This window comes from Amycolatopsis sp. NPDC114478, from assembly GCF_055633805.1.
In genome coordinates this window covers 281,245-302,309 of record NZ_JBVKDO010000009.1, presented here as the reverse complement: position 1 = coordinate 302,309, position 21,065 = coordinate 281,245, and the positions used below count along the sequence as shown (strand labels likewise).

18 protein-coding genes are annotated in these 21,065 nt (G+C 69.9%); 11 read left to right on the top strand and 7 right to left on the bottom strand.

The window, feature by feature from the left end; all coding sequences use genetic code 11:
- The first annotated feature begins 41 nt into the window (after positions 1-41).
- From ACZ7OH_RS25965 to ACZ7OH_RS25940, 6 genes are all read left to right on the top strand, one after another.
- Positions 42-356 carry a hypothetical protein gene (locus tag ACZ7OH_RS25965; RefSeq protein WP_470283143.1) on the top strand — a complete coding sequence of 105 codons (315 nt, stop codon included), beginning with the start codon at positions 42-44 and terminating at the stop codon, positions 354-356.
- 90 nt (positions 357-446) lie between these two features.
- On the top strand, positions 447-1,052 hold the full coding sequence (locus ACZ7OH_RS25960; RefSeq protein ID WP_470283142.1) for a response regulator: 606 nt from the start codon (positions 447-449) through the stop codon (positions 1,050-1,052).
- Between the two features lie 2 nt (positions 1,053-1,054).
- Positions 1,055-2,092: a sensor histidine kinase gene (locus ACZ7OH_RS25955; protein ID WP_470283141.1), complete on the top strand. Its 1,038-nt coding sequence runs from the start codon at positions 1,055-1,057 to the stop codon at positions 2,090-2,092.
- Positions 2,093-2,147: 55 nt separating this feature from the next.
- Positions 2,148-3,371: a hypothetical protein gene (locus tag ACZ7OH_RS25950; protein ID WP_470283140.1), complete on the top strand. Its 1,224-nt coding sequence runs from the start codon at positions 2,148-2,150 to the stop codon at positions 3,369-3,371.
- A 1,135-nt stretch (positions 3,372-4,506) separates the two neighbouring features.
- Positions 4,507-5,796: a pre-toxin TG domain-containing protein gene (locus tag ACZ7OH_RS25945; RefSeq protein ID WP_470283139.1), complete on the top strand. Its 1,290-nt coding sequence runs from the start codon at positions 4,507-4,509 to the stop codon at positions 5,794-5,796.
- Positions 5,789-6,145, top strand: coding sequence for a hypothetical protein (locus ACZ7OH_RS25940; protein WP_470283138.1), 357 nt, complete (start codon positions 5,789-5,791; stop codon positions 6,143-6,145). Before ACZ7OH_RS25945 ends, ACZ7OH_RS25940 begins: the two co-directional genes overlap by 8 nt.
- Position 6,146: 1 nt before the next feature.
- Here ACZ7OH_RS25940 and ACZ7OH_RS25935 read toward each other — a convergent pair whose 3' ends face one another.
- Positions 6,147-6,272: a hypothetical protein gene (locus tag ACZ7OH_RS25935; RefSeq protein ID WP_470283137.1), complete on the bottom strand. Its 126-nt coding sequence runs from the start codon at positions 6,270-6,272 to the stop codon at positions 6,147-6,149.
- A 190-nt stretch (positions 6,273-6,462) separates the two neighbouring features.
- On the bottom strand, positions 6,463-8,055 hold the full coding sequence (locus tag ACZ7OH_RS25930; protein WP_470283136.1) for a beta-1,3-glucanase family protein: 1,593 nt from the start codon (positions 8,053-8,055) through the stop codon (positions 6,463-6,465).
- A 190-nt stretch (positions 8,056-8,245) separates the two neighbouring features.
- Here ACZ7OH_RS25930 and ACZ7OH_RS25925 point away from each other — a divergent pair, with 190 nt between their 5' ends.
- From ACZ7OH_RS25925 to ACZ7OH_RS25910, 4 genes are all read left to right on the top strand, one after another.
- Positions 8,246-9,196 carry a GlxA family transcriptional regulator gene (locus ACZ7OH_RS25925; protein WP_470283135.1) on the top strand — a complete coding sequence of 317 codons (951 nt, stop codon included), beginning with the start codon at positions 8,246-8,248 and terminating at the stop codon, positions 9,194-9,196.
- Positions 9,197-9,302: 106 nt separating this feature from the next.
- Positions 9,303-9,998 carry an alpha/beta fold hydrolase gene (locus ACZ7OH_RS25920; RefSeq protein ID WP_470283134.1) on the top strand — a complete coding sequence of 232 codons (696 nt, stop codon included), beginning with the start codon at positions 9,303-9,305 and terminating at the stop codon, positions 9,996-9,998.
- Positions 9,999-10,454: 456 nt separating this feature from the next.
- Positions 10,455-10,604, top strand: a complete 150-nt coding sequence (locus ACZ7OH_RS25915; protein ID WP_470283133.1) for a hypothetical protein — start codon at positions 10,455-10,457, stop codon at positions 10,602-10,604.
- A gap of 136 nt (positions 10,605-10,740) precedes the next feature.
- Positions 10,741-11,484, top strand: coding sequence for a hypothetical protein (locus tag ACZ7OH_RS25910; protein ID WP_470283132.1), 744 nt, complete (start codon positions 10,741-10,743; stop codon positions 11,482-11,484).
- On the opposite strand, the gene ACZ7OH_RS25905 is transcribed toward ACZ7OH_RS25910, so the two are convergent.
- Together ACZ7OH_RS25905 and ACZ7OH_RS25900 are read right to left on the bottom strand one after the other, a co-directional pair.
- Positions 11,477-15,445: a Pls/PosA family non-ribosomal peptide synthetase gene (locus tag ACZ7OH_RS25905; RefSeq protein WP_470283131.1), complete on the bottom strand. Its 3,969-nt coding sequence runs from the start codon at positions 15,443-15,445 to the stop codon at positions 11,477-11,479. The genes ACZ7OH_RS25910 and ACZ7OH_RS25905 overlap by 8 nt on opposite strands.
- A 61-nt stretch (positions 15,446-15,506) precedes the next feature.
- Positions 15,507-16,295: a BPL-N domain-containing protein gene (locus ACZ7OH_RS25900; protein ID WP_470283130.1), complete on the bottom strand. Its 789-nt coding sequence runs from the start codon at positions 16,293-16,295 to the stop codon at positions 15,507-15,509.
- 289 nt (positions 16,296-16,584) lie between these two features.
- On the opposite strand from ACZ7OH_RS25900, the gene ACZ7OH_RS25895 reads away from it, so the two are divergent.
- Positions 16,585-17,325: a VIT1/CCC1 transporter family protein gene (locus ACZ7OH_RS25895; RefSeq protein WP_470283129.1), complete on the top strand. Its 741-nt coding sequence runs from the start codon at positions 16,585-16,587 to the stop codon at positions 17,323-17,325.
- A 35-nt stretch (positions 17,326-17,360) separates the two neighbouring features.
- On the opposite strand, the gene ACZ7OH_RS25890 is transcribed toward ACZ7OH_RS25895, so the two are convergent.
- From ACZ7OH_RS25890 to ACZ7OH_RS25880, 3 genes are all read right to left on the bottom strand, one after another.
- Positions 17,361-17,897: a DUF3558 domain-containing protein gene (locus tag ACZ7OH_RS25890; RefSeq protein WP_470283128.1), complete on the bottom strand. Its 537-nt coding sequence runs from the start codon at positions 17,895-17,897 to the stop codon at positions 17,361-17,363.
- A gap of 86 nt (positions 17,898-17,983) precedes the next feature.
- A complete protein-coding gene (locus ACZ7OH_RS25885) occupies positions 17,984-19,309 on the bottom strand; it encodes an ABC transporter ATP-binding protein (RefSeq protein WP_470283127.1) in 1,326 nt (441 codons plus the stop codon).
- 14 nt (positions 19,310-19,323) lie between these two features.
- Entirely contained in the window at positions 19,324-21,063 is a 1,740-nt protein-coding gene (locus ACZ7OH_RS25880; RefSeq protein WP_470283126.1) for an ABC transporter permease, read from the bottom strand.
- Between the last annotated feature and the right edge of the window lie 2 nt (positions 21,064-21,065).

Here is a 21,065-nt window from a genome sequence, read left to right as displayed (position 1 = left end):
TGAATGCCCCCGGAGACACATATCGCCGCCAAGCGGCGTTCGTGGCCTTGTTCGCCGGTTCACTGCTCACCGCCGATCTCGTCGGTGGTCCGGTGACACAGGCGCACGACTGCCTGAGTGCGACTTTTGGCGCAGTGACAGCCGGTGCCGCGATGGCGGGAGCGGGGATTCTGGTGGGCGGTCCAATCGGCGCCGTCATCGGCACCGGGGCAGGGGTGGTGGGCAGCGTGCTCGGCGGGTGCACCGAAATTGTCGAGGGTACGGCGCACCCCGTCACTTATTCGTCCGCCGGCTACTTCACCTCGCCGGAGATCGGCGATTGCGATGATTGCCGGAATTTCCAGCTGGTCGTGTGATGAGCACCTCATGGTCGCAGATCTTCATCGGCAGCAGATGAACCTGGATGTTCAATGAACCGGAACAGCTGCTTGTCGGGAGGAAGCCGAGTGTCCGCAACCGTTCGGGTACTTCTTGTTGATGACCACCCCACAGTGCGGGCGGGGATCCGGGCCGTCCTCGACGAGGAGGGTATCGACGCCGTGGCGGAAGCGGATTCGCTCGCCGGTGCGCGGCGGGCGATGGCCGAATCGTGTCCGCATGTCGTGCTGCTGGATCTGGGGCTGGGCCGCGAGTCGGGAATGAGCGCCGTCCGGGAGTTCGCCGGAAGGAGCGGTGTGCTGGTTCATACCATGCACTCGGACCTGGCCACGGAGGCGTTGTCCCGTGGCGCGCTGGGATTCGTGACCAAAACCGCACCGGTCGGCGTTCTCGTATCCGCAGTGCGCGCCGTGGCGGCCGGGCGCCGCTATCTCGATCCGGCGTTGGCCGCCGACCTCGCCACCGGGCTCGCCGGAAGTCCGTTGAGCACCCGGCAGCGGCAGGTGCTCGAACTGCTGGCCGACGGGCTCACTAACCAGCAGGTGGCCGACGTGCTCGTGCTCAGCGTCCGCACGGTGGAGAACGTCAGGGCCGGTTTGCGTAGCCGGCTGGGCTTGGTGGATCGGGCCGATCTGGTCGCCTACGCCCGCAAGCTGAGCGGGGCCGGGCACTGACGATGCGCAGTGCTGTGGTGCGGTCGGTGTGCGTCGCCGGCATCGGCTTCGGAACCCTTACCGTCCTCGTCGACTCGGTGATGCCGATCCCGATGCCCGCGGACCCGATCGCGGCGTTGTCGATAGCTGTGGGAGCCGGTGTGCTGGCCGGGTGGTTGCCGGGGACACGGTGGCTTCGCCTGGGCACCGTGCTGATCGCCGTCGGCGCGCTGGTCGTGGGGATCAGCTACCTGGTGAGCGGCGCTCCGTGCCTTCCGGCCCGCATCGCCGCGTTGGTGTTGCTGGTGCTGGCCTTGCTCTGCGCGGTACCCGGGTGGCCGGAGCTCGGACGCCTGCTGGACCAGTCCAAGGCGCGTGCGGTGATCCGGTTCCAGAACTACCACGCCGCGCGGATCGCCGACGAGCTGCACGACGAAGTTCTGCAGGCCCTGGCCATGAGCCGCCGACAGCTGGACTCCGCCGTGCGGCGGGGCGATACGGAAGGACTGGTCGTCGCGGCCCGTGCGGGGGTGGAGATGCTCGACGACCAGGCGGCGGTCCTGCGGAGCATCGTCGGCACGCTGCACCCGGTGACCCTGCGGCACGTGGGCCTCGTCGCGGGCGCCCGTGAGCTGGCCCGGCAGGTGGCTGCGGCGAACGGCCTGCTGATCGACGTCACGGTCGCCGGGCCGTTCGCGGTCGAGCTCGACCACGAGCTCGAGACGGTGGCGTATCGGGTTGTCCAGGAGGCCCTGAGGAACGTCGTCAAGCACGCAGAGGCGCGGAGCGTGCAGGTGCGGCTGACGTGTGATCGAGCCCACCTCGTGATCACCGTCTCCGATGACGGCCGCGGTCTGCGCGGGCCGCGTGGTCTCCCGGCAGCTGGATACGGGCTGGAGAGCATGCGGTGGTGGTGCGCGGCTTTCGGCGGTGACCTGGCCGTGGGTCACGGTCCCAGTGGCGGCACCCGGATCCGCGCGACATTCCGGATCCGTGGCGGTGGCGTCCAGCCGGGTACTCAGCTGAAGACCGCGTCGGAAGCCGGCGTCGAGGTTGGCTAGCTCGCCAATGCGCCGGAACCGATGGTCTCGTGCGAGCGTTGTCGGGGGACTCGGCGTGACGGTGCTCGCGACCTCGGCGATGGGGTACGCACTGGTGATCGGCGCCACCGAATATCTCGGCGCGGCCGAGGGTGCGCTGTTCCTCACTTTCTGGGGATTGGTGATGGGTGTGGGAAGCGCCCTGTCACCGGTGGAGCAGGAGGTGTCGCGGCAGGCGGCAGAGGCCGTGGCGGCGGGCCGCCGGCCGGACTCGGGCACGATCAGGGCGCTCGCGGTGACGCAGGCCGTCGCGATCGCGGTGGTCGCGGTACTGGCGGTGCCGGTGGCCAACGCGCAGCTGTTCGGGGAGCATCGAGAACTCGCGTTGGTCGCCGGGGGCGCGGTGATCGCGTTTCCCGCGCTGTACGCGATACGGGGTCTGTTCATCGGCGCTGGGGCGACCGGTTCCTACTCAACGATTCTGCTGGCTGAAGCGGGCGGCCGGTTGCTAGTGTTCACTGCGTTCCTCGCAGCCGGGCTCGGCGGGCTGACCTGGTTGTCGATCGCGGTAGCGGCCGGCTCGTGCATGTGGCTGCCGTTTCTTTCCCAGGTCCTCGGCCTGATTCAGAAAGAACCATCACGCGAACCGTGGGGCGCGCTCTGGCGGCGCATGCTGGGGTTGATTGTCAGCGCGGGGTTGACCGCGAGCGTGCTGACCGGCTACCCGGTGGTGGTCAAGCTGGTCGCACCTAACGGGAGCGAGGACGTTCTGAGTGGATTGTTCCTGGCGGTGTCACTGCTGCGGTCCCCGCTGCTGCTGGTCCTGGCCCCGATTCAGGCCCTCGCCGTGCCCGCGGTCGTCCGGGCCGTGTATCAGCCGGGCGGAGCACGACGGCTGCGGCGGCTCGTGGCGCTCGGCGCATGCGCGACCCTGGTCGCCGGACTGCTCGCCGGGGCGATGGCGTACGGTGCCGGGCCGTTGACGTTCCATCTGCTCTACCCGGAAAAGGTGGTGGTGCCGGCGTGGGCGATGGCCGGACTGGGCTGGTCGGGCGTCGCGCTGGCGGGGACGATGCTCATGGCGTCCGTGTTGGTCGCGCGGAAGCAGGCTGGCCGGGTGGCGACGGTGTGGGCGGTCGTGGCCGGGCTGAGCCTGTTGGTGCTGCTGCTTTCGCCGGGCGAGATCCTGTTCCGTGCCGTGCTGGGCGCGACGGTCGCCCCGACGGTCGGCCTGGCGGTTGCGCTCACGGTGGTGCGCACAACACGCGAAGCCGACAAGGGAACCGGATCGCTGGTCTGACGCCGATCTACTCGAAGTCATCGAACCGGAGCCCTGATGTCTCGGCGAGCCCGCAGCCGTCGGCCGGGTACACAGAGGACCCGGCAGTGCATCTGGGGGCATGGGAGCCGACATCCAGTCGCAGCCGCGCCGAGCGGGTCCGGCCCTCCCTGATCGCCTTCGCCTACTGGTCGAGGGTTTCCAGGTTGAGTCCTCACTGGACTGGTACATCGTGGACATCAGCAGGCCTCACGGCTGGACGGCCTTGCGCTTGAGCAGGTTCCGGTCCACCGTCTTCAACATCCACCACAGCTCGCGCGTGATGCACAGGTGCGGCTGGTCGACGATCGCGAGCGATTCCTTGCCGCCGTCCTTCGCGACCGCGCAGATCCGACGGCATGCGTTCCGAAGACTGCCGTGGCGATCCTGGCAGTGCCGGTGGCTCCGGGGAGATCGCCGAGTTGTGATGATGATGTGACGAGTGAAACGCCGACGCTCGGTCTCGCGCCGGAACGAATACTCGAGGCGGCTACGCCGGAGGGCTACTCGCTCGACGACACAGCCCCGGCACCGGACGTGTGGACCCGCGCAGCTACCACCTTCTCGAGCCTGGATGTGCTGCGAGATCAAGGCCTCGGCTCAGAGGCAGATGGTGGTGCACTGTCAACTGAGCGGTGACGCTCCATCTGTCACAATGCCGAGAGCATCTGTGTCCACCCCGAGGACCAGTCCGATCGGGGTGCTTGGCAAAGCACTTGGTTCTGTTTCCCCCGTGCTGCCGGTCGCTGCGTCTTGAGGCGCGTGTCGGCAATCACCCGTAGATCTCGATGAACCGCCCGACGAGCACAGAACCGGCCAACAGGGTTACGAGCATCGCCCCAGTCTGCGAGCTTGGGATCGCTGTCGCGTCCCGCAAAAAGAAACTATTCCTTCTCTCTCTCTTATTTGAACTCTTCAGAAGTCTGTGGCGGTAGGTGCGGCATACCTGAGGTGCATCCGCCAAGGGTGTGGGTAGGCCGCAAAAATACGGTGGGTTCTCCGCATTGCGACCGAAGTATGGGCGTCGATCCGGTGTTGTGTCGTATGTTCTGTCGTCGTACAGATAGGCGACAAGAGGGGGAAACACGTGCATTCCCAGTCCCGTCCCATGAGGGGGGTGACGATCGCCGGCCTGATCGCCGCGATTGTCTTGACGCTACTGGCGATGCCCGCACCGGCTCAGGCGGCAGGCCTGTGCGACCGGCATCCCGAACTGTCGGTATGCAAGGTCGCCGACCAGGTCAAGCAGGACACGGCCGCGGCCCAGAGCCTGTTGCGTGACGCAGCCCGCACTGAGCTCGGCGCGCTGGTCCTCGGCCAGCTGCGCCAGGGCACCCTGGACATCGCCGAGCACGAGCTCGGCCAGGCTGCCCAGATCACCGCTCATCTCGGCAAAGCGCTCGACTCCGGGGACCCCGCCGAGGCGCAGCGGGTTCTGGACCAGCTCGATGCGGCACGCGAGCAGCTGCACAACGCCGCGGTCGCGACGGCGGTAGTGGCGAAGTCGCTGCCCGAGCTCGTTCAGATCGCGAAGGAATTTGTGGCGAGGATCAACGCGATCCCGGCCCTGGATATCCACATCGATGTCGCCGCGCTGGAAGCCAACAACCGCGCGCTGGACGCCACTGTGGCCGGCATTACGCAGGCCTCGGCCGTGTTGAACGACGGTGCGCCGCGGATCCGCGCCGACTTGGCCGGCGCCAGCCGCGACTTCGCCGGAGCGAAGCGTGAGCTGGACGCGGCGAACAAGACCCTCGCGGCGGCGAACAAGACGCTGGACGCGTTCAAGGCCACACCGTGGAAACCGGTGGGCGGGGTGTCGCTGAAGGACATCAAGTTCGACTTCGACGAAGCCTTCGGCCACCCGACCCACAGCGGGTCGATGAATCCTGAAGTGTCCGCGCTGCTGTCGATCGTGGCGGACTTCATCCCCGGGGTGGGCAGCATCAAGAACGCGGTCGAGGCGATCGCCGGGAAGGACGCGTTCACCCAGGAGGAGCTCGACGGGTTCGAACGTGCCATCTACGGCATGGCCGCCGTCCCCGGCGCGGGCGGTGTCCTCAACAAGCTCACTGCGGTCGAGAAAGCAGCTAAGGTGGCGCGCGCGATCGAGATCGCCGCGAAGAACGGCGGTAAAGATTGGCGCGCAGCGTGGGAGGCGCTGCCTCCGGGGAAGCAGAAGACGGTCAAGGTGGTAGCCACCGTCAGTGAGCTGCGCACGTTGTTTGACCATTGGACCGCAGGGGCGCAGAAGCTTCCGCCCCGCGGAGAGGGCAAGATCCCAGATGTGTTCAAGTTGAATGACGGTACGACAATGCAGTGGCGAGTAGACTCAGAGTCGGGTGGCGAAACGATCGACATCTTCCCTGTTCGCCCCGAGAAACTGAAGGTTCACCTCGATGGATGACGAAGGAAAGCGTGCAGCAGCCGAGATCGATCAGGTCGTAGCCACTACTCTCGCGGATGGCCTTGACGACTGGATTCCGATTGACTGGCTGATCGCCAACGCCCTGGACGTCGTTCCGCAGTCCAGTGTCCACTTCAAAGCGTTCTTCACCTCCGCTCTCGACTTCCTGCTCCGCAACGACCTGATGGTGGTGGGCGAGCTGGGGAAAGTCGGGTTCGAGCCATGGAAATCGAGGACTGAAGACACCGTGGAACGCGTTGTCCGCGACTGCGAGGCCGTTGACTGGCTACCCCAGGGAAGCCTGTATTGGCTGGCGAGCACTCCGCGAGGTAAGCGGCAGGCCGGCTGAGTCAGGTCACCAGGCTGTCCATCGGTGCGGCGCATGCAGTGGAGATGGGTTCATGACCGCGGATCCGGCGCTCGAGCTGCGCGGCGATGACCTCCTGCTCGGTTTCGGGGTCGATCAGCTCTCGCAAGCGTCGGTGCTGGCCGCGCTCACCCCGGCCGAGCTCGCCACGCTGGACGCCTTGCTGGAGAAGGGCTTCCGCTCGGTGACGGCGTCCGGCCGGAACCGGTCACGACGGCTCGGGCGTGAACACCCGATACCTCCGCGTGGTGTGGCGATCGGGGTGAGCCCGGGTCACCACACCACGCGATCTCCAGGGGTCAGCCTCGGTGCCACTTCTGGTTCGCGCCGCCGGTGCAGTCCCACAGGATGAGGGGCGCCCGGTCGTCGCCGTTCCACGCCTTGATGTCGACGCACTTGCCGGACTGCGGGTTGACCAGGTCGCCGGCCGGGGTGAGGACGAACTGCTGCGCGGGGTTGCCGCTGCAGGTGGCGATCTGGATGGCCGCGCCCCTCTCGCGGGAACCCCAGGCGACGTCCATGCACATGTTGTTCGGGACCCGCAGCGTGTCACCGGTGAACGTCCAGTCCTGGGCGACGGTGCTGTTGCAGAAGAAAGTCTGCAGGTGGACGCCGTCGGCGAAGTTCCGCTTCGGCACGTCGACGCACTTGCCGTTCCAGTCGCTGATCAGCCTGGTGCCGGACGAGTGCGACCCGCCGCCGGTGAAGCTGTTCAGGGTGATGCCCGCGGCCCGGGGGCTGCCGTCGTTCACCAGGGACTCGAAGTTGCCGACGTCGTCGAAGGCGAACGCGTAGGCCTTGCCGTCGGCCATGTTCCCGTGCACCAGTTTCGCGTACTGGTTGGTCGGGTCGCTCCGGTAGAAGTCGGCGCCGGCGCCGCCCGGCTGCGTGTCGACGGTGCCCAGGGTGCCGCGGTTGAGCGCGGCGCACAGCGTGCGGGCGATCGGCCCGACGACCTGGTCGTTGGGGGCACCGAGGGCGCCGTCGCAGCCCCAGACGTTCGCCGAGCTGGGCTTGGTGAACGACGCCACCTGCTGGCCGGCGCCGTTGGTGAAGGTCATGACGGTGCCCGAGGTGCGGCCGAAGTACTTGGTGTTCGGCTGGTCGGCGAACGGGACGACGGTCAGCACCTTGCCCGTGTAGGCGTTCCACGCCGACGAGATGTATGAGTCGAGGTAGCCGCTGCCGAGCCGGCCGGCGTCGGCCGCTTTCCCCGGGGCCAGGACGCGCAGCACCGTGCCGTCCGAGCGGGTCTGGACGGAGCCCGCCCAGCCGGGCTGGGCCTGGATGCCGTTGATGACGTTGTCGCGGCCGCCCGGGACCAGCGTGCCGGTCGACTTCACGGCACCGGATCCGGTCGTCACGCTCACGGTGTGGGGCACGGCGAACATGTCCACCTGGGAGCTGTTCAGCCATAGGCCCGCGTCGTTGTAGGTGAACTCGCTCCAGTCGAACAGGACGTCGCGGTTGGCGTCGCCGCCCGCCCAGGGGGCGGGCTGGACCAGACCACCCGGAGCGAGGAAGAACTTCAGGCGTTCGCCGAGCGAGAAGTAGACGCGTCCGGAGACGCCGCGCGGCACCTGGATGGTCGTGGTGCCGCCGTTGCCGGGGCCGGGGATGGAGACGTCGGGTGCCGGAACCGGCGGGGTGCCACCGGGGCCCCAGGCGGTGAAGTTGCCGCCCGCGTTGACGTAGCCCAGCTTGCCGGTGCTCAGGTCGACACCGAGGACGTAGAGGTGGACCGCGTCCGCGCGACCGGTGTTGTTGGTGATGGAGAGGGGGAGGAGAGCGGGGCCGGAGGCCGCGGCCGGGGTGGCGCCGCCCGCCAGCGTCGTCGCCGCCACCGCCACCAGCGTGGTGAGGATCGCGGACAGTTTTCTTCGAGTGTGCAACAGTAACTCCCTTCTGGTGGATGGGAACGTAGGCACCCACCTCTCGCCCGTCCATGGCCTGAGCGCAGATGGGGTTCGTCGGTGCACCACCGCTGCCCGGACGGCTGTAGGAGCGGTGTCACGTTCGGTAGCGCTCGGGAGGTGCGGGTAACCCCCTGGCAGTATCACCGCGCATCGTTAGGATGCTGCCATGACCCGACACCGGATGGCGGTCGTCCTCCTCGAGGAGGTCCTGCCGCTCGACTACGCGATCCCGGTCCATGTCTTCGGCCGGGAGGCGTCGGAGGCCTACGACCTCGTCACGGTGTCCGTCGGCGGCGGTGCGGTGCCGGTGGCCGGCGGGACCTCGGTGGTGCCGGACGGCGGGCTGGAGCTGCTGCGCCGGGCGGACACGATCGTCGTGCCCGGGTACGCCGACGCGGTGGACCGTGAGCTGCCCGGCTCGCTGCTGCGGGCGCTGGTGGGGGCGCGTCGCCGGGGCGTCCGGATGGTGTCCATCTGCTCCGGGGCGTTCGCCCTGGCGCGGGCCGGGATCCTCGACGGGCTGACCGTGACCACGCACTGGTCGTTGTGCGAGGCACTCGCCGAGCGGTTCCCGGCGCTCACGGTCGACCAGTCGGTGCTCGTGGCCGGCACCGGCTCGGTCCTCACCTCGGGCGGTGTCACCGCCGGCGTGGATCTGTGCCTGCACCTGCTGAACGTCGACCTGGGACCGGCGGCCGCGCGGCACGTCGCGCGGCGCATCGTCATGGCGCCGCGGCCGGCCGACGGCCAGCGGCAGTTCGTGGAGAAGGCGGCCGTCCCGCCCGGCGACGACGTCATCGCGCGCGCCCAGCAGTGGATGCTCGTGTCGCTGGAGCAGAACTTGTCGGTGAAAGACGTGGCCACGCGGTTCGCCATGTCCGAGCGGACCTTCCACCGGCACTTCCGCGAGAAGATCGGTTCTCCGCCCTTGACGTGGCTGCGCGACCAGCGCATCGCCCGGGCCAAGGAGCTCCTGGAGAACTCGGAGCTTTCCGTCGAAGACATCGCGCGCCGGGTCGGGTTCGGCACGGCGACCAACCTGCGGGTGCAGTTCCGGCGCGCGACGAGCGTTTCGCCGCGCGAGCACCGGAAGGCGTTCACCTTCGACCGCGCGTGAGTGTTGGCAGCAACGTTTCGATAATCGGCAGTACTGCCACTGTCCGCGGGGATCCCCCAGGGCGAGACTCGGTGCCATACCGAGCCGACCTCAGGAGATCGAACCCATGAACCAGCCGACCTTCGTCCTCGTCCACGGCGCGCTGACCGATGCCTCGGTGTGGCGCCGGGTGTCCGTGCGTCTCCAGGACGCCGGCCACCCCGTCATCGCGCCGTCTCTGCCGATGCGTGACTTCGACGGCGACGTCGCCTACCTCAAGCAGTTCCTGGGCACCCTCGACGGCCCGCTCGTGGTCGCCGCGCACTCCTACGCGGGGTCGGTGATCTCGGCTCCGGACGCGTTGACCGCGGAGGTCCGGTCGCTGGTGTTCGTCACCGCTTTCCAGCAGGACGCGGGCGAGACCGCGGGCGCGCTCAACGGGAAGTTCCCGGGCAGCCTGCTGATCCCGGACAACCTGGTCGTGCGGGAGTACCCCGGCGGTGCGGAGATCTACCTCCGGCCGGACAAGTTCGGCGAGGTCTACGCCGGCGACGCAAGCGAGCGAGACCGGAAGGTCCTCTCCGCCGCCCAGAAGCCGTTCGACCCGGTCACCCTCGAAGGCAGCTTCGCGAAGGCCGCCAGCTGGCACACCTTGCCGTCCTGGGTGGTGGTGTCCACTCAGGACAGGTCGATCCCCACCGAGGCCCAGCGGTGGATGGCCGAGCGCGCCGGTTCGACCGTCGTCGAGGTCGACTCCACCCACGCCGTCCCCCTGGTGCACCCCGATGTGGTGGCCGAGGCCATCCTCAGCGCGGCGAGTTGAGGGTCTGAGGCGCCCGGGATCGAGTCGGTCGAGATCCTCGAGCGGATGAACGACATCCTCGCCGCGCCGGCGCACGTCCAGAAGGTCGACGTCCTGCTGGGCAAGCCGGACCCGTAAAGGGTGACGGGTGGGAAGCGCCAGACCTGGTCGGCGGTGGCGGCGCAGTCGGCCAGGTGAGGTGCCGCCGACCCGCGCTGCTGCGCGAGGTCCTGGCGGGCCCGGCCGCAGCGGCTCCGAAGAACTGCAGGTGAGCGGCCTGTCCGCGCACATAATCGGGCTCGAAGCGGCCGAGCACGGGGGTCCACGGCGACGTGCGCGATCCACCGCGACGACCCGTAAGACGACTGACTCGCGGCGCCGCGGCTGTCGCCGACGGTTGGCCCTTGGTTCGCTCAGCGTCTACTCAACCGCTTTGTCCTAATGTCGGACGCGCGTATTCGAGTGGAAGGGGGCCTGATGACCGCAGTCGTGATCGTCGCCGTCATCCTGTTCTGCGGTGCCATCGGGTTGCTGATGTGGAGTCCGTCGTTGACCTCGATGGGGAGCGCACCTGAGCCGAAGCGGCCGGGGGAAACCCGCTCGTCCGGCAAACGCCTATCGCGGTAGGCAGGGCGTCTCAGCGTCCTCACAGGGGCTTGCTCGATACATTCGCGTCGGCATACCTGTGGACGCAGTGAGAGGACACCCGATGGACGGGGCACGATCAGACCCGGAACACCTGCAGCGGCTTCGGTCGGTTCGCGTGGAACTGGCGCATCTCGAGGAGCTGCTCTGCCACGGCGCGCACCCGGTGTCCGATGCGGCGCACGTCGTGGCGGACAGCGCCAAGCGCGCACCGGCCTGGCTGCGGGTGACCCGCGGCGAGCAGCGGTGGGTCGTGACGCTGGCGATCGCGCTCGCGGTCACGCTGCAGCTCGTCCTGCCCGACCGGCTCGCCTTCCGGCCCCACTGGTTGCTGCCGGTGCTGGAGGTCGCGCTCGTCGCGGTGCTGATCGTGCTGAACCCGGTCCGCATCTCGCGCGGCCACCCGTGGCTGCGGCCGCTGTCGGTGGCCTTGATCGCCCTGATCAGCCTCGCCAACGGCTGGTCGGCAGCGTTGCTGGTGGTCGATCTGCTGGCCGCGCGCGCCGGCGAGGAACCCGGGCCGCTGCTCGGCAGCGGTGGCGCGATCTGGCTGACCAACGTGATCGCGTTCGCGTTGTGGTACTGGGAATGGGACCGCGGCGGCCCGGTCTCGCGAGCCCTCGGCGAACGGCCCCGGCCGGACTTCCGGTTCCCGCAGATGGAAGACCCGGAGCTGCACCCCGACTGGGAACCGCACTTCGTGGACTACTTCTACCTGTCCTTCACCAACGCGACCGCGTTCAGCCCGACCGACGTGATGCCGATGTCGCGGTGGGCGAAAATGCTGATGCTCAGCCAGTCCGCGGTCTCGCTGGTCACCCTCGCCGTCGTCGTGTCGCGGGCCGTCAGCCTGTTCAAGTGACGGCCTCGGAGATCCCGCGGGCGGGGATGCCCCGCCAGGCCGTGCCCGCCGGGAGCCGTTCACCCTTCATCACCAAGGACATCGCGTCGACGACGGTGTCGCTGCCGACCTCGCTGTCGTAGAGGACGACCGTGCGCGCGCCGATGCTCGCCCCGGCTCCCACGTCCACAGTGGACATCTTCATCACCCGGTCTTCGAAGAGGTGCGTCTGCAACGACGTCGCGGCGCCGACGCACGTATCGTCTCCGAGCCGGACGAGGTCGAACTCCGTCAAGTAGGTGGTCGCGATCCAGCAGCGCTTGCCGATCTCGGCGCCGAACAGGCGAAGCACCGGGCCGAGCAGCGGTGTGCCGGCCAGGGTCGAGAGCAGCGCGGGCACGGCGGCCGTTTCGTACAACGCGGTCACGAACTCGGTACGCCGCACGAACCGGCTCCACAGGGGCTCGACCCGTGGCCGGTACCGGCCGACGACGAGCCATTTGACGGCGGCGACCGCGAGAACCACACCGAACCCGCCGAGCAGGCCCGCGACGGGGGTGACGCCGACCGCCGCGACCGGCCCCGCCGTGCGGGCCGCCCACAGCTGCACGAGCAGCACGAGATAGCCCGCCGTGGCCAGCAGGCTGCCCGGCACGACGATGCGGAAAAACTCGATCACCAGTCGTTCGAGCACGCGCAGCCGGGTCGGCCGGAAGGTGAGCTCCTCGGCGAACGAGCCGCTGTCCTGGCGGCGTGGCAGCCGGATCGGCGGGGTGCCCAGCCAGGACGTGCCGTCCGGGCTGCCGTCCTCCGGTGCGCGGGTGTGCACGCCGATCAGGCAGCCGTCCCCGACGGCGGTACCCGAGCGCACGAACGCGGCGTTGCCGATGAACGAGCGACTGCCGACGGTGGTGCCGGCGAGCGCCACGTGCCCGTGGCAGTAGGTGGCGGCGCCGACGGCGGCCATGTCGGCGACGAAGCTTTCCGCGCCGAGGGTGAGCAGGCCCGGGTCGAGCTGGGAGGCGGTCGAAACTTCGGCGCGCGGGCCGATGCGGGCTCCGAGCGCCCGCAGCCATCCTGGTGTGTACAGCGTCGAGTAGAGCGAGTTCGTCGCGGCGAGGCTCGCCTGCAGGAGCTTGTCCGCGATCCACTTGCGCACCCCGAACGACGAGGCCACCCGGTGGATGCCGGGCGGGGTCGCCGGCAGCACCAGCCGCTTGCCCGTGAACACCACCAGGCACGTGGTGCCCACCGACATCGGGCCGGCCAGCAGGCACGCCCACCAGCCACCCGCGACGCCGTCGGTCAGGTAGGCCCAGCTGCCGAGCGCGACGGACGGCGCGAGGAAGATCAGCGGCAACAGCTCGACCATCAGCCAGGCCGCGCCGAAGGCGGCCAGCAACGGCCGGGACGGGGGTCGGCTCACGCGTGAGCGCAACGCGGCGATCAGCGGGTCGATCCGCGCGCAGCGTCGCGACGGCGAACCGGACCAGTACTGGCCCGGCGGGATGTGCTGTCCGGCCGTCACGGCGGACATCTCCGCCAAACCCGCACCGGCGCCGAGCACCGCGCCCGGCCCGGCGACCGCGTTCGCGCCGACGAAGACGTGATCGTCCAGCACCACGGGCGCGATGTGCAGCCGGTTGTCCAGCACCCGGTAGGCCTGCAGGTGCGCGCCGTAGCCGACGCTGACGTCGTCCCCGATCGTCAGCATCGACGGCAGCGACAGGTTCGCGCTCGCCAGCTGGCAGCCTTGCCCCACCCGGGCGCCGAGCAGCCGGAGGTACCAAGGCAGCAGCGGGCTTCCGCTCATCGTCGTGAGCGGGGCCAGCGCGAGCAGCGTCTGGATGAGCCACACCCGGAGGTAGGCGACGCTCCACAGCGGATACTCTCCCGGGCGCACCCGGCGCGACAGCAGGCGTACTCCGGCCACGGGGAGTCCGAACCGCCCGACGACGTAGGTCACGGCCGCGGCGGCGATCACGGTCCAGACGGTGCCGAGGGACAGCACACCGGCCGACCACCCGAGAACCACCGCGACCGGGGCACCGAGCAGCAGGAGTATCGCGCTGAGCGCGCCGACCTGCGCCGCGCCGCAACCGAACAGGCGGGACGTGGTCGTTCGCCGGTCCGCGCGAGGCGCGGAAGCACGCGGCGCCTGGGCCGTCCGGCCGGGCAGGGTGGAAGCCAGGGCGCGGATGGTGGGGTGTGCGTAGACGTCGGCCACGGACACACCGGGTGCCACGCCACGGTCACGCAGGATCGACACCGCCCGCGCGGCCAGCAGCGAATGCCCGCCCAGGTCGAGGAAGAAGTCGGCCGTGACCGAAACGCCGGCGGTGCCGAACAGCTCGGCCCACACCGCGGCGAGCGCCCGTTCGGCGTCGGTGGCCGCGGCCACCGTCGTCGCGCGGCCGCTGTGGAAGCGGGCGCCGGAGGGGCGGGGCAGCCGGGCGCGGTCGACCTTGCCGCTGGGCATCATCGGGAGCCGGTCGAGGGTGTCGACGTAGGCGGGCACCATCGACGGCGGCAGCCGCTGCCGCAGGGTGTCGCTCAGCCGGCCGATGATCGCGTCGTGGTCGTGTCGGGCGCGGGTGAAACTCAGGTACGCCACGAGTTCTTCGGTAGGGGCGTCCGGATGCGGGGTGACGGCCGCGACCGCCACCCCCGGGTGTTCCATGAGGACGCTTTCGATCTCCTGCAGGTCGATGCGGTGGCCGCGGATCTTCACCTCGCTGTCGGCCCGGCCGAGGTACTCGATCTCGCCGTCGGGGAGCACCCGGCCGAGGTCGCCGGTGCGGTAGAGCCGTCCGCCGCCGGTGATCCGCGGGTCGTCGAGGAACCGCTCGGCGGTCAGCTCCGGCCGGTTCAGGTAGCCGGCCGCGACGCCGGGCCCGCCGATGCAGATCTCGCCGACCGTGCCGTCCGGGACCGGTTGCAGGTCCTCGTCCAGCAGCACGATCCGGTACGTCGGCAGGGCCCGGCCGATGGTCACCGGACGGCCGGGCCGGAGCTCGCCCCAGGTCGCGGTGACGGTGGCCTCGGTGGGGCCGTAGGTGTTCAGCATCCGCCGACCGGGCCGGCTCCACCGCTGGACCAGCTCGGCCGGGCAGGCCTCGCCGCCGACCAGCAGGGTGCGGACACCGGGCAGCTCGCCATCGACGGTGGCCAGCACCGTGGGGACGCAGTACAGGATCGTGATGCGGTTGCGTCGCAAGAACTCGGCGAGGCCGCTGCCGATCCGGTCGGCGCCGGTCGGCCCGGCCACCAGGGTCGCGCCCGCGGCCCAGGTCGGCCAGATCTCCTCGATCGAGAAGTCGAACGCGATCGTCATGCCCTGGTAGACGCGGTCGGTGCGCCGAACCCCGTAGATGCCGGCGACGACGTCGATGAAGTTGCAGATGCTCGGCTGGCCGACCGCGACGCCCTTGGGGCGGCCGGTGGATCCGGAGGTGTAGATGACGTAGCACGGTTCGTCGCCGGCCGGCCACAGCAACGGCCGGGCGGAGCTGGCTTGGCGGAGTTCGGCGGCGAGGTCGCCGGGCCGCAGCACCGGGCAGCCGACGCCGTGGGCGGCGGCGTCCAGCTCGGGGGCGACCACCAGCAGGTCGAGTGCCGCGTCCGCGGCGACGTAGGCGACCCGGTCGGCGGGGGCCGCCGGATCGATCGGGACGAACGTCGCGCCGGTCTTCAGGGCCGCGAGCAGCGTCACGTACATCGGGAGCGAGCGGGGTACCAGGATGCCCACCCGGGCGTGCGGGCCGATGCCCCGGGCGATCAGCACGTGGGCCATCCGGTTGGCGTGCGCCTCCAGTTCGCGGTAGGTGAGCCGGTGGGTGCCGCATTCCAGCGCGACGGCGTCCGGTGTTTCGTCGCACGCGCGTTCGAAGAATTCGTGCAGCCGCCCGGGTCGCGGCTTGCCGAGGGGGACTGTGCCGAAGCGCGCGGTGTCCTCGAGGGAGATCGAGAGGTCCTCGCTCACTGGATTCCGTTCTGTGTGGCGATGGTGCAACTGTCGGGAATGGGGGATACGGCCCGGGCGGTCAGGTCCGCACCAGACGTCGGACGAAGTCGAAGCCGAGTTCTCGGAGGGCATCGCCGGGCTGGGCGAGGTCGTAGGCCTGGTACCAGTCGGCGGTCGCTTCCAGGTGCGGACCGGACACCGCGACCAGTCCGCGGCCGTAGCGCGCGATCAGCGCGGCGGCGAGGCCGTTCGGGTAGGTGGCGACGATCTCGGACGTCGCGGGGCCGTCGGCGGGGAACGCCGGTCCGTCCTGGAAGAACAGGAGTTGCCGACGGCCATTCCATTCGACCTGCACGACGGTGTCCTCTTCGGTGCGCACGGTCGCCGCCCGGGAGGTGATGTACTGGTCCACCGGGACCGGCAGCAGGTCGAATCCCGGGTCGGCGCCGGCGAGGTAGCCGCCGAGACAAATTCCGAGATAAGTTCCGCCGCCGTCGACATAAGCGCGGAGCAAGTCGCGGTAAACCCGCATGTGCCGGTAACCGTCGCCGAGGTCGCCGCCGCCGGGCTGCGCGTAAAGTCCGGCTTTGCCGAGCGTTTCCCCGGAGAGGGGAATCCGTTCGCCTGGGCCGGCGAAGTGAACGTCGAGTTCGACCGGGGAATCGCGCAGCAGACCGGCCAGTGCGTCGGCGCAGTCCGCGTCGGCCGCGGGGCCGCGGTAGACCAGTGCGAGCGCACGCGAGTTTGCCGTGGTGGGAGGGAATTTCGGCTTCGCGCCGGGCGTGGCGCATCCGGTCAACGCGGGGAGGCCGCCCAGCGCGCAGGCGACCGCGATGATCTGCCGGCGGTTCAATGCGGGATTTCCCATTGGCCGAGAAGGTCTCGTCACGTGACGTTTCCGGACTGGTGGGGCGGCAAAGCTTCCTGCTCCTCGGTCTGTTTTCCCTGCGGTGCCGGCGGCGACGGTAGGTTATGGATCAGCCGCTGTGAGGACACTGAGAGGGCGGTGGTCGTGAGACGTAAGTAACAGGTACGGAAATATGAAGGAAATTTGTGGGGGGAATCGTCCGGGTCCCCGCAATGCTGACTGTCGAGAACCTCGCGCGCCGCGGCTCGACGCGCGAAGCACGGCGCCCTCGGCAAGAATCGCGGGTGTGATGACTCAACGTGACCCGGCACCACGCTCGTCGAGGCCGGGGACCGGATCGGGCTGGGCCCACCGCCACCGGGACGTCTCCGGCGGCTGGCTGCGGCCCACCGTGTTCGGGGCCGTGGACGGACTGGTCACCAACGCCTCCCTGATCGCCGGAGTGGGAGGCGGCGGGGTCGCGCCGCACACGATCGTGCTCACCGGACTGGCCGGGCTGGTCGCCGGGGCGTTCTCCATGGGCGCCGGGGAGTACGTCTCGGTCACCAACCAGAACGAGCTCGTGCACGCCGAAGTCGCCCTCGAGGCCGACATGCACGCCCGGTTCCCGCAGCAGGAGCACGACGAGCTCGTCGACCGCTTCGTTTCCTACGGCGCCGACCGCCAGACCGCCACGACCATGGCCGAAGCGGTCGCCCGCGACCCGGAACAGGCCCTGCGCCTGCACACTCGCGACGAGCTCGGCGTCGATCCCCACGACCTGCCTTCCGCGTGGCTGGCCGGCGGAGCGTCGTTCGTCGCGTTCTCGGTCGGGGCTCTGCTGCCGCTGCTGCCCTACCTCTTCGGCGGCCGGACCCTCATCGCATCGCTGGTCATCACCGCGGTCGCGCTCCTGGCCGGCGGGATGACGGTCGGCAAGCTCACCGGCCGGCCGCTCCTGCGGTCCGGGCTGCGCCAGCTCGTCCTCGGCGGGCTGGCGGTCGCGGTCACCTTCGGCATCGGCCAGCTCATCGGCGCCCCGGCGGCCTGACGCAGGCTCGGCGATGTCCGCCTGCGCCCGGGCGTTCAGGGCGCGCGGTGGCCCTGGTAGCCGATGAGAGTTCCGGCGAAGCGGTCAGCCTCGGCGCAGGGGTCGGTGCGGGCGCTGAGTGCGGGGTCGGTCGCGTCGACGGTGACCACGAGGAGCGTGTCGTCGGCGACGCCGATCTCGGTGGTGCAGTGGCCGACGCGGGTGTCGCGATGAATGCCCGGGTAGCTGTGCACGGTGGTGGGTTCGAATCCCGCGATGCCCGCGCGGTGCTGGTAGCGGGCTTCGAGCCCGCCGCTGGTCGTGTCGACGGCGGCCTGGTAGCTCAGGCCCCGGGTGTCGCCGGGTATCCAGCGGCAGGCGCCGGCCTGCACGGTGCCGGGGGTGGTGACGTAGTAGTGCGCGAGCTGCTGGGCGGTCATCAGCCCGCACGGTGCGGCGGCGAACTCGGTGAGGTCGATCGGGTCGGCGACGATCTCCGGGGACAGCCGCTGCGGGCCGGACGGATCCGACGTGCAGGCGGTGACGGCAGCGAGCAGCGCGCCCGCGGTGAGCGTGATCGCGGCGATCCGCACGGTGGTCTCCTCTCGACGCCGCCCGGCATCCAGGGTGGCACGGCGTCGGCTCGCCCGGTGCCGGTTCGGGGCGGGCCGTCCGGTTCTCATGCGGATGCCCGATGTGCGGCCGTCGCTGCCCAGTGGGCCGGGTCGAGGGTGATCTGGCCGGTGTCGGTGTCGTAGTCGAACAGTTCCGCGTAGCGGCCCCAGTCGATGGCGGTGTTGAGCTGCTGCTGGGCGTCCTCGGGGGAGAAGCCGCGGCGGAGCAGGTCGAGGAAGAACCCGGCCCGCAGGTTCCCGTCGGCGCTGGCGGCCAGCGCCTTGTGGATGGTGCGCACCAGGGGCGCGCGATCGCGAGCCTGTTCGGCGAAGATCTTCTTGCTGTCCTGGATGTCGGCGGTGGTGAACGTTTCCCCGGCCGGGGTGAGGTGCAGGTCGCCGCCGGCGACGAACAGGAAGTCGAGCATGGCGGCGGCGTCGACCAGCGGAAGCAGGTCGTCGACTTCGAAGCCGATTTCGGCGGCGATGTCGGGCAGGTCCGCGCGGCCGCCGCGGGCGTAGACGATCTCGACGAGCCCGGCGAGCCCGCCGACGGACGCGGCCGGCAGGGGGCGCGCGGTGGGGGTGGCTTGGGTGGGTTCGGGCACGGTCTCCCCGGGTTCGCGGCCGGTGAGCAGGTCGTAGAGCTGGTCGACGAGGGCTTCGAAGGCCGGGGTCCTGCGGTCGCGGGGGCGGGGGAGGCCGACGGTGACCTCGGCGCGGATGTGGCCGGGGTTGGCGCCGAGGACGACGACGCGGTCGGCGAGCTGGACGGCTTCTTCGATGTTGTGGGTGACGATGCAGATCGCCTTGGTGGGGAAGCCGTCCTGCGCCCAGAGTGTCATGAGCTCGGTGCGGAGGTTTTCGGCGGTGAGGACGTCGAGGGCGGAGAACGGCTCGTCCATCAGCAGCACGTCCGGTTCGAGAACCAGGGCGCGGGCGAACCCGACGCGCTGGCGCATGCCGCCGGAGAGTTCTTTGGGGTAGGCCGATTCGAAGCCGTCGAGGCCGATCATGTCGATGGCTTTGAGCGCGCGTTCCCGGCGTTGTGCAGGCGGGATCCCTCGGGCGGCGAGGCCGAGTTCGACGTTGTCCTGGACGGTCAGCCAGGGCATGAGCGCGAAGGTCTGGAAGACCATGGCGGTGCCGGGGTTGGCGCCGTTGAGGTCGGTGCCGCGGTAGCGGACCGACCCGCTGGTGGGGCCGATCAGCCCGGCGATGGTGCGCAGCAGGGTGGACTTGCCGGACCCGGACCGGCCGAGCAGCGCGACGATCTCGCCGGCGCGCAGGTCGAGGGTGATGTCGTCGAGCACGCGCAGCTCATCGCCGGCCGGCCCGGTGAAACTCTTGCTGACCTTCTCGACGGCGACGAGAACTTCGGAGCGGGACACGGGGGAACCTCGTTTCAGGACAGGGAGAAGCGGCGTTCGGCCAGGGCGTACAGGCGCCGCCAGAACAGCCGGTTGAGGCCGACGACGTAGAGGCTCATCACCGCGACACCGATCAGGATCTGTCCGGCGTTCCCGGCGCTGGTGGCGTCCTTGATGTAGGCACCGAGTCCGGTCGCGGTGAGGGTGAGCCCGTGGTAGGAGACGACTTCGGCGACGATGGAGGCGTTCCACGCACCGCCGGCGGCGGTGATGCCGCCGGTGACGTAGCTGGGGAAGATCGCCGGCAGGACCAGCCTGCGCCACCACAGCTTCCGCGGGAGCCCCAGGTTGGCGGCGGCTTCGCGCAGGTCGTTGGGGACCGCGCTGGCCCCGGCGATCACGTTGAACAAGATGTACCACTGCGCCCCCAGGGACATGAGCAGGATGCCGCCCCAGTTCAGCGAGATCCCGGTCGCGACGAGGACGGCGGTGATGAGCGGGAACAGGAAGTTCGCCGGGAACGACGCGAGCACCTGCACGACCGGCTGGGCCAGCCGGGACACCCTGGGGTCGAGCCCGATCCACACCCCGACCGGCACCCACACCAGCGTCGCGGCCGCGACCAGCACGAGCACCCGGGCGAAGGTGATCAGCCCGAGCAGCAGGGCGTGGGCGACCTCGCCGAACCCGGCGGTGCCGGCGATGAAGGTGACCATCCGGACCAAGCCGTAGGCGATCAGCGCGAGCACCGCCGCGGCGAACACGACGTCCCCGGCCCGGCGGCGCACCGGCGAGACCCGCAGCGGGTGTTCGGCGAGCCCGAACCGGGCCATCGCCCGGTCGATCGGGTGCACCAGCGGCCCGAACACCCGGCGCAGCAGGGCCGGGACCCGGGAGCGGCGCAGCAGGTCCAAGGTGAGACTCCGGGGCGCCTGGGCGGCCTCGGAGTATTCGATCCGGAATCGTTCGGACCAGGCGGTCAGCGGTCGCCAGAACAGCACGTTGACCCCGACCACCATGACGATCATGACGGCGATGGCGAGCAGCACCTTGCCCAGGGCGCCCTCGTCGGAGGCGGCGGCGACGTAGGCGCCGATGCCGGGCAGGGCGTAGGAATGGTTGTCGACGCTGAGGGCCTCGGAGGCGGTGAGGAAGAACCAGCCGCCGCCGAAGCTCATCATCCCGTTCCAGACCAGCGGGATCATCCCGCTCGGCACGTCCACCCGCCAGAACCGCTGCCACCGCGAGAGCCGCAGGTCGCGGGCGGCCTCGTCCAGCTCGCGCGGCTGGGAGATCAGCGAGTGGTAGAACGCGAAGGTCAGGTTCCAGGCCTGGGAAGTGAAGATCGCGAAGATCGACGCACACTCCAGGCCCAGCTCCGAACCGGGGAACAGGGCGATGAACCCGGTGATCGTCACCGACAGGAAGCCGAGGATCGGCACCGACTGCAGGATGTCCAGCGCCGGCAGCAGCACCTTCTCCGCGCGCCGCAGCCGGGCGGCGGCCGTCGCGTAGACGAAGGTGAAGACCACCGACGCCACCAGCGCGAGGAACATCCGCAGCAGCGAACGCCCGGCGTAGTAGGGGAGTTCGGCCGGATCGGTGGACACTGTGGACGGTGCGGTGGCCGGTGTCCACGGACCGGCGGCACCGTGCGCCAGGCGCACCACCAGCCACAGCAGCGCGGCAGCGCCGAGGAACACCGCGACGTCGGCGAGGGTGCGCCGCGGTCGCGCGAGCACGCCCTTGGTCGGGAAGGTTCGCAGCAAGGACATGG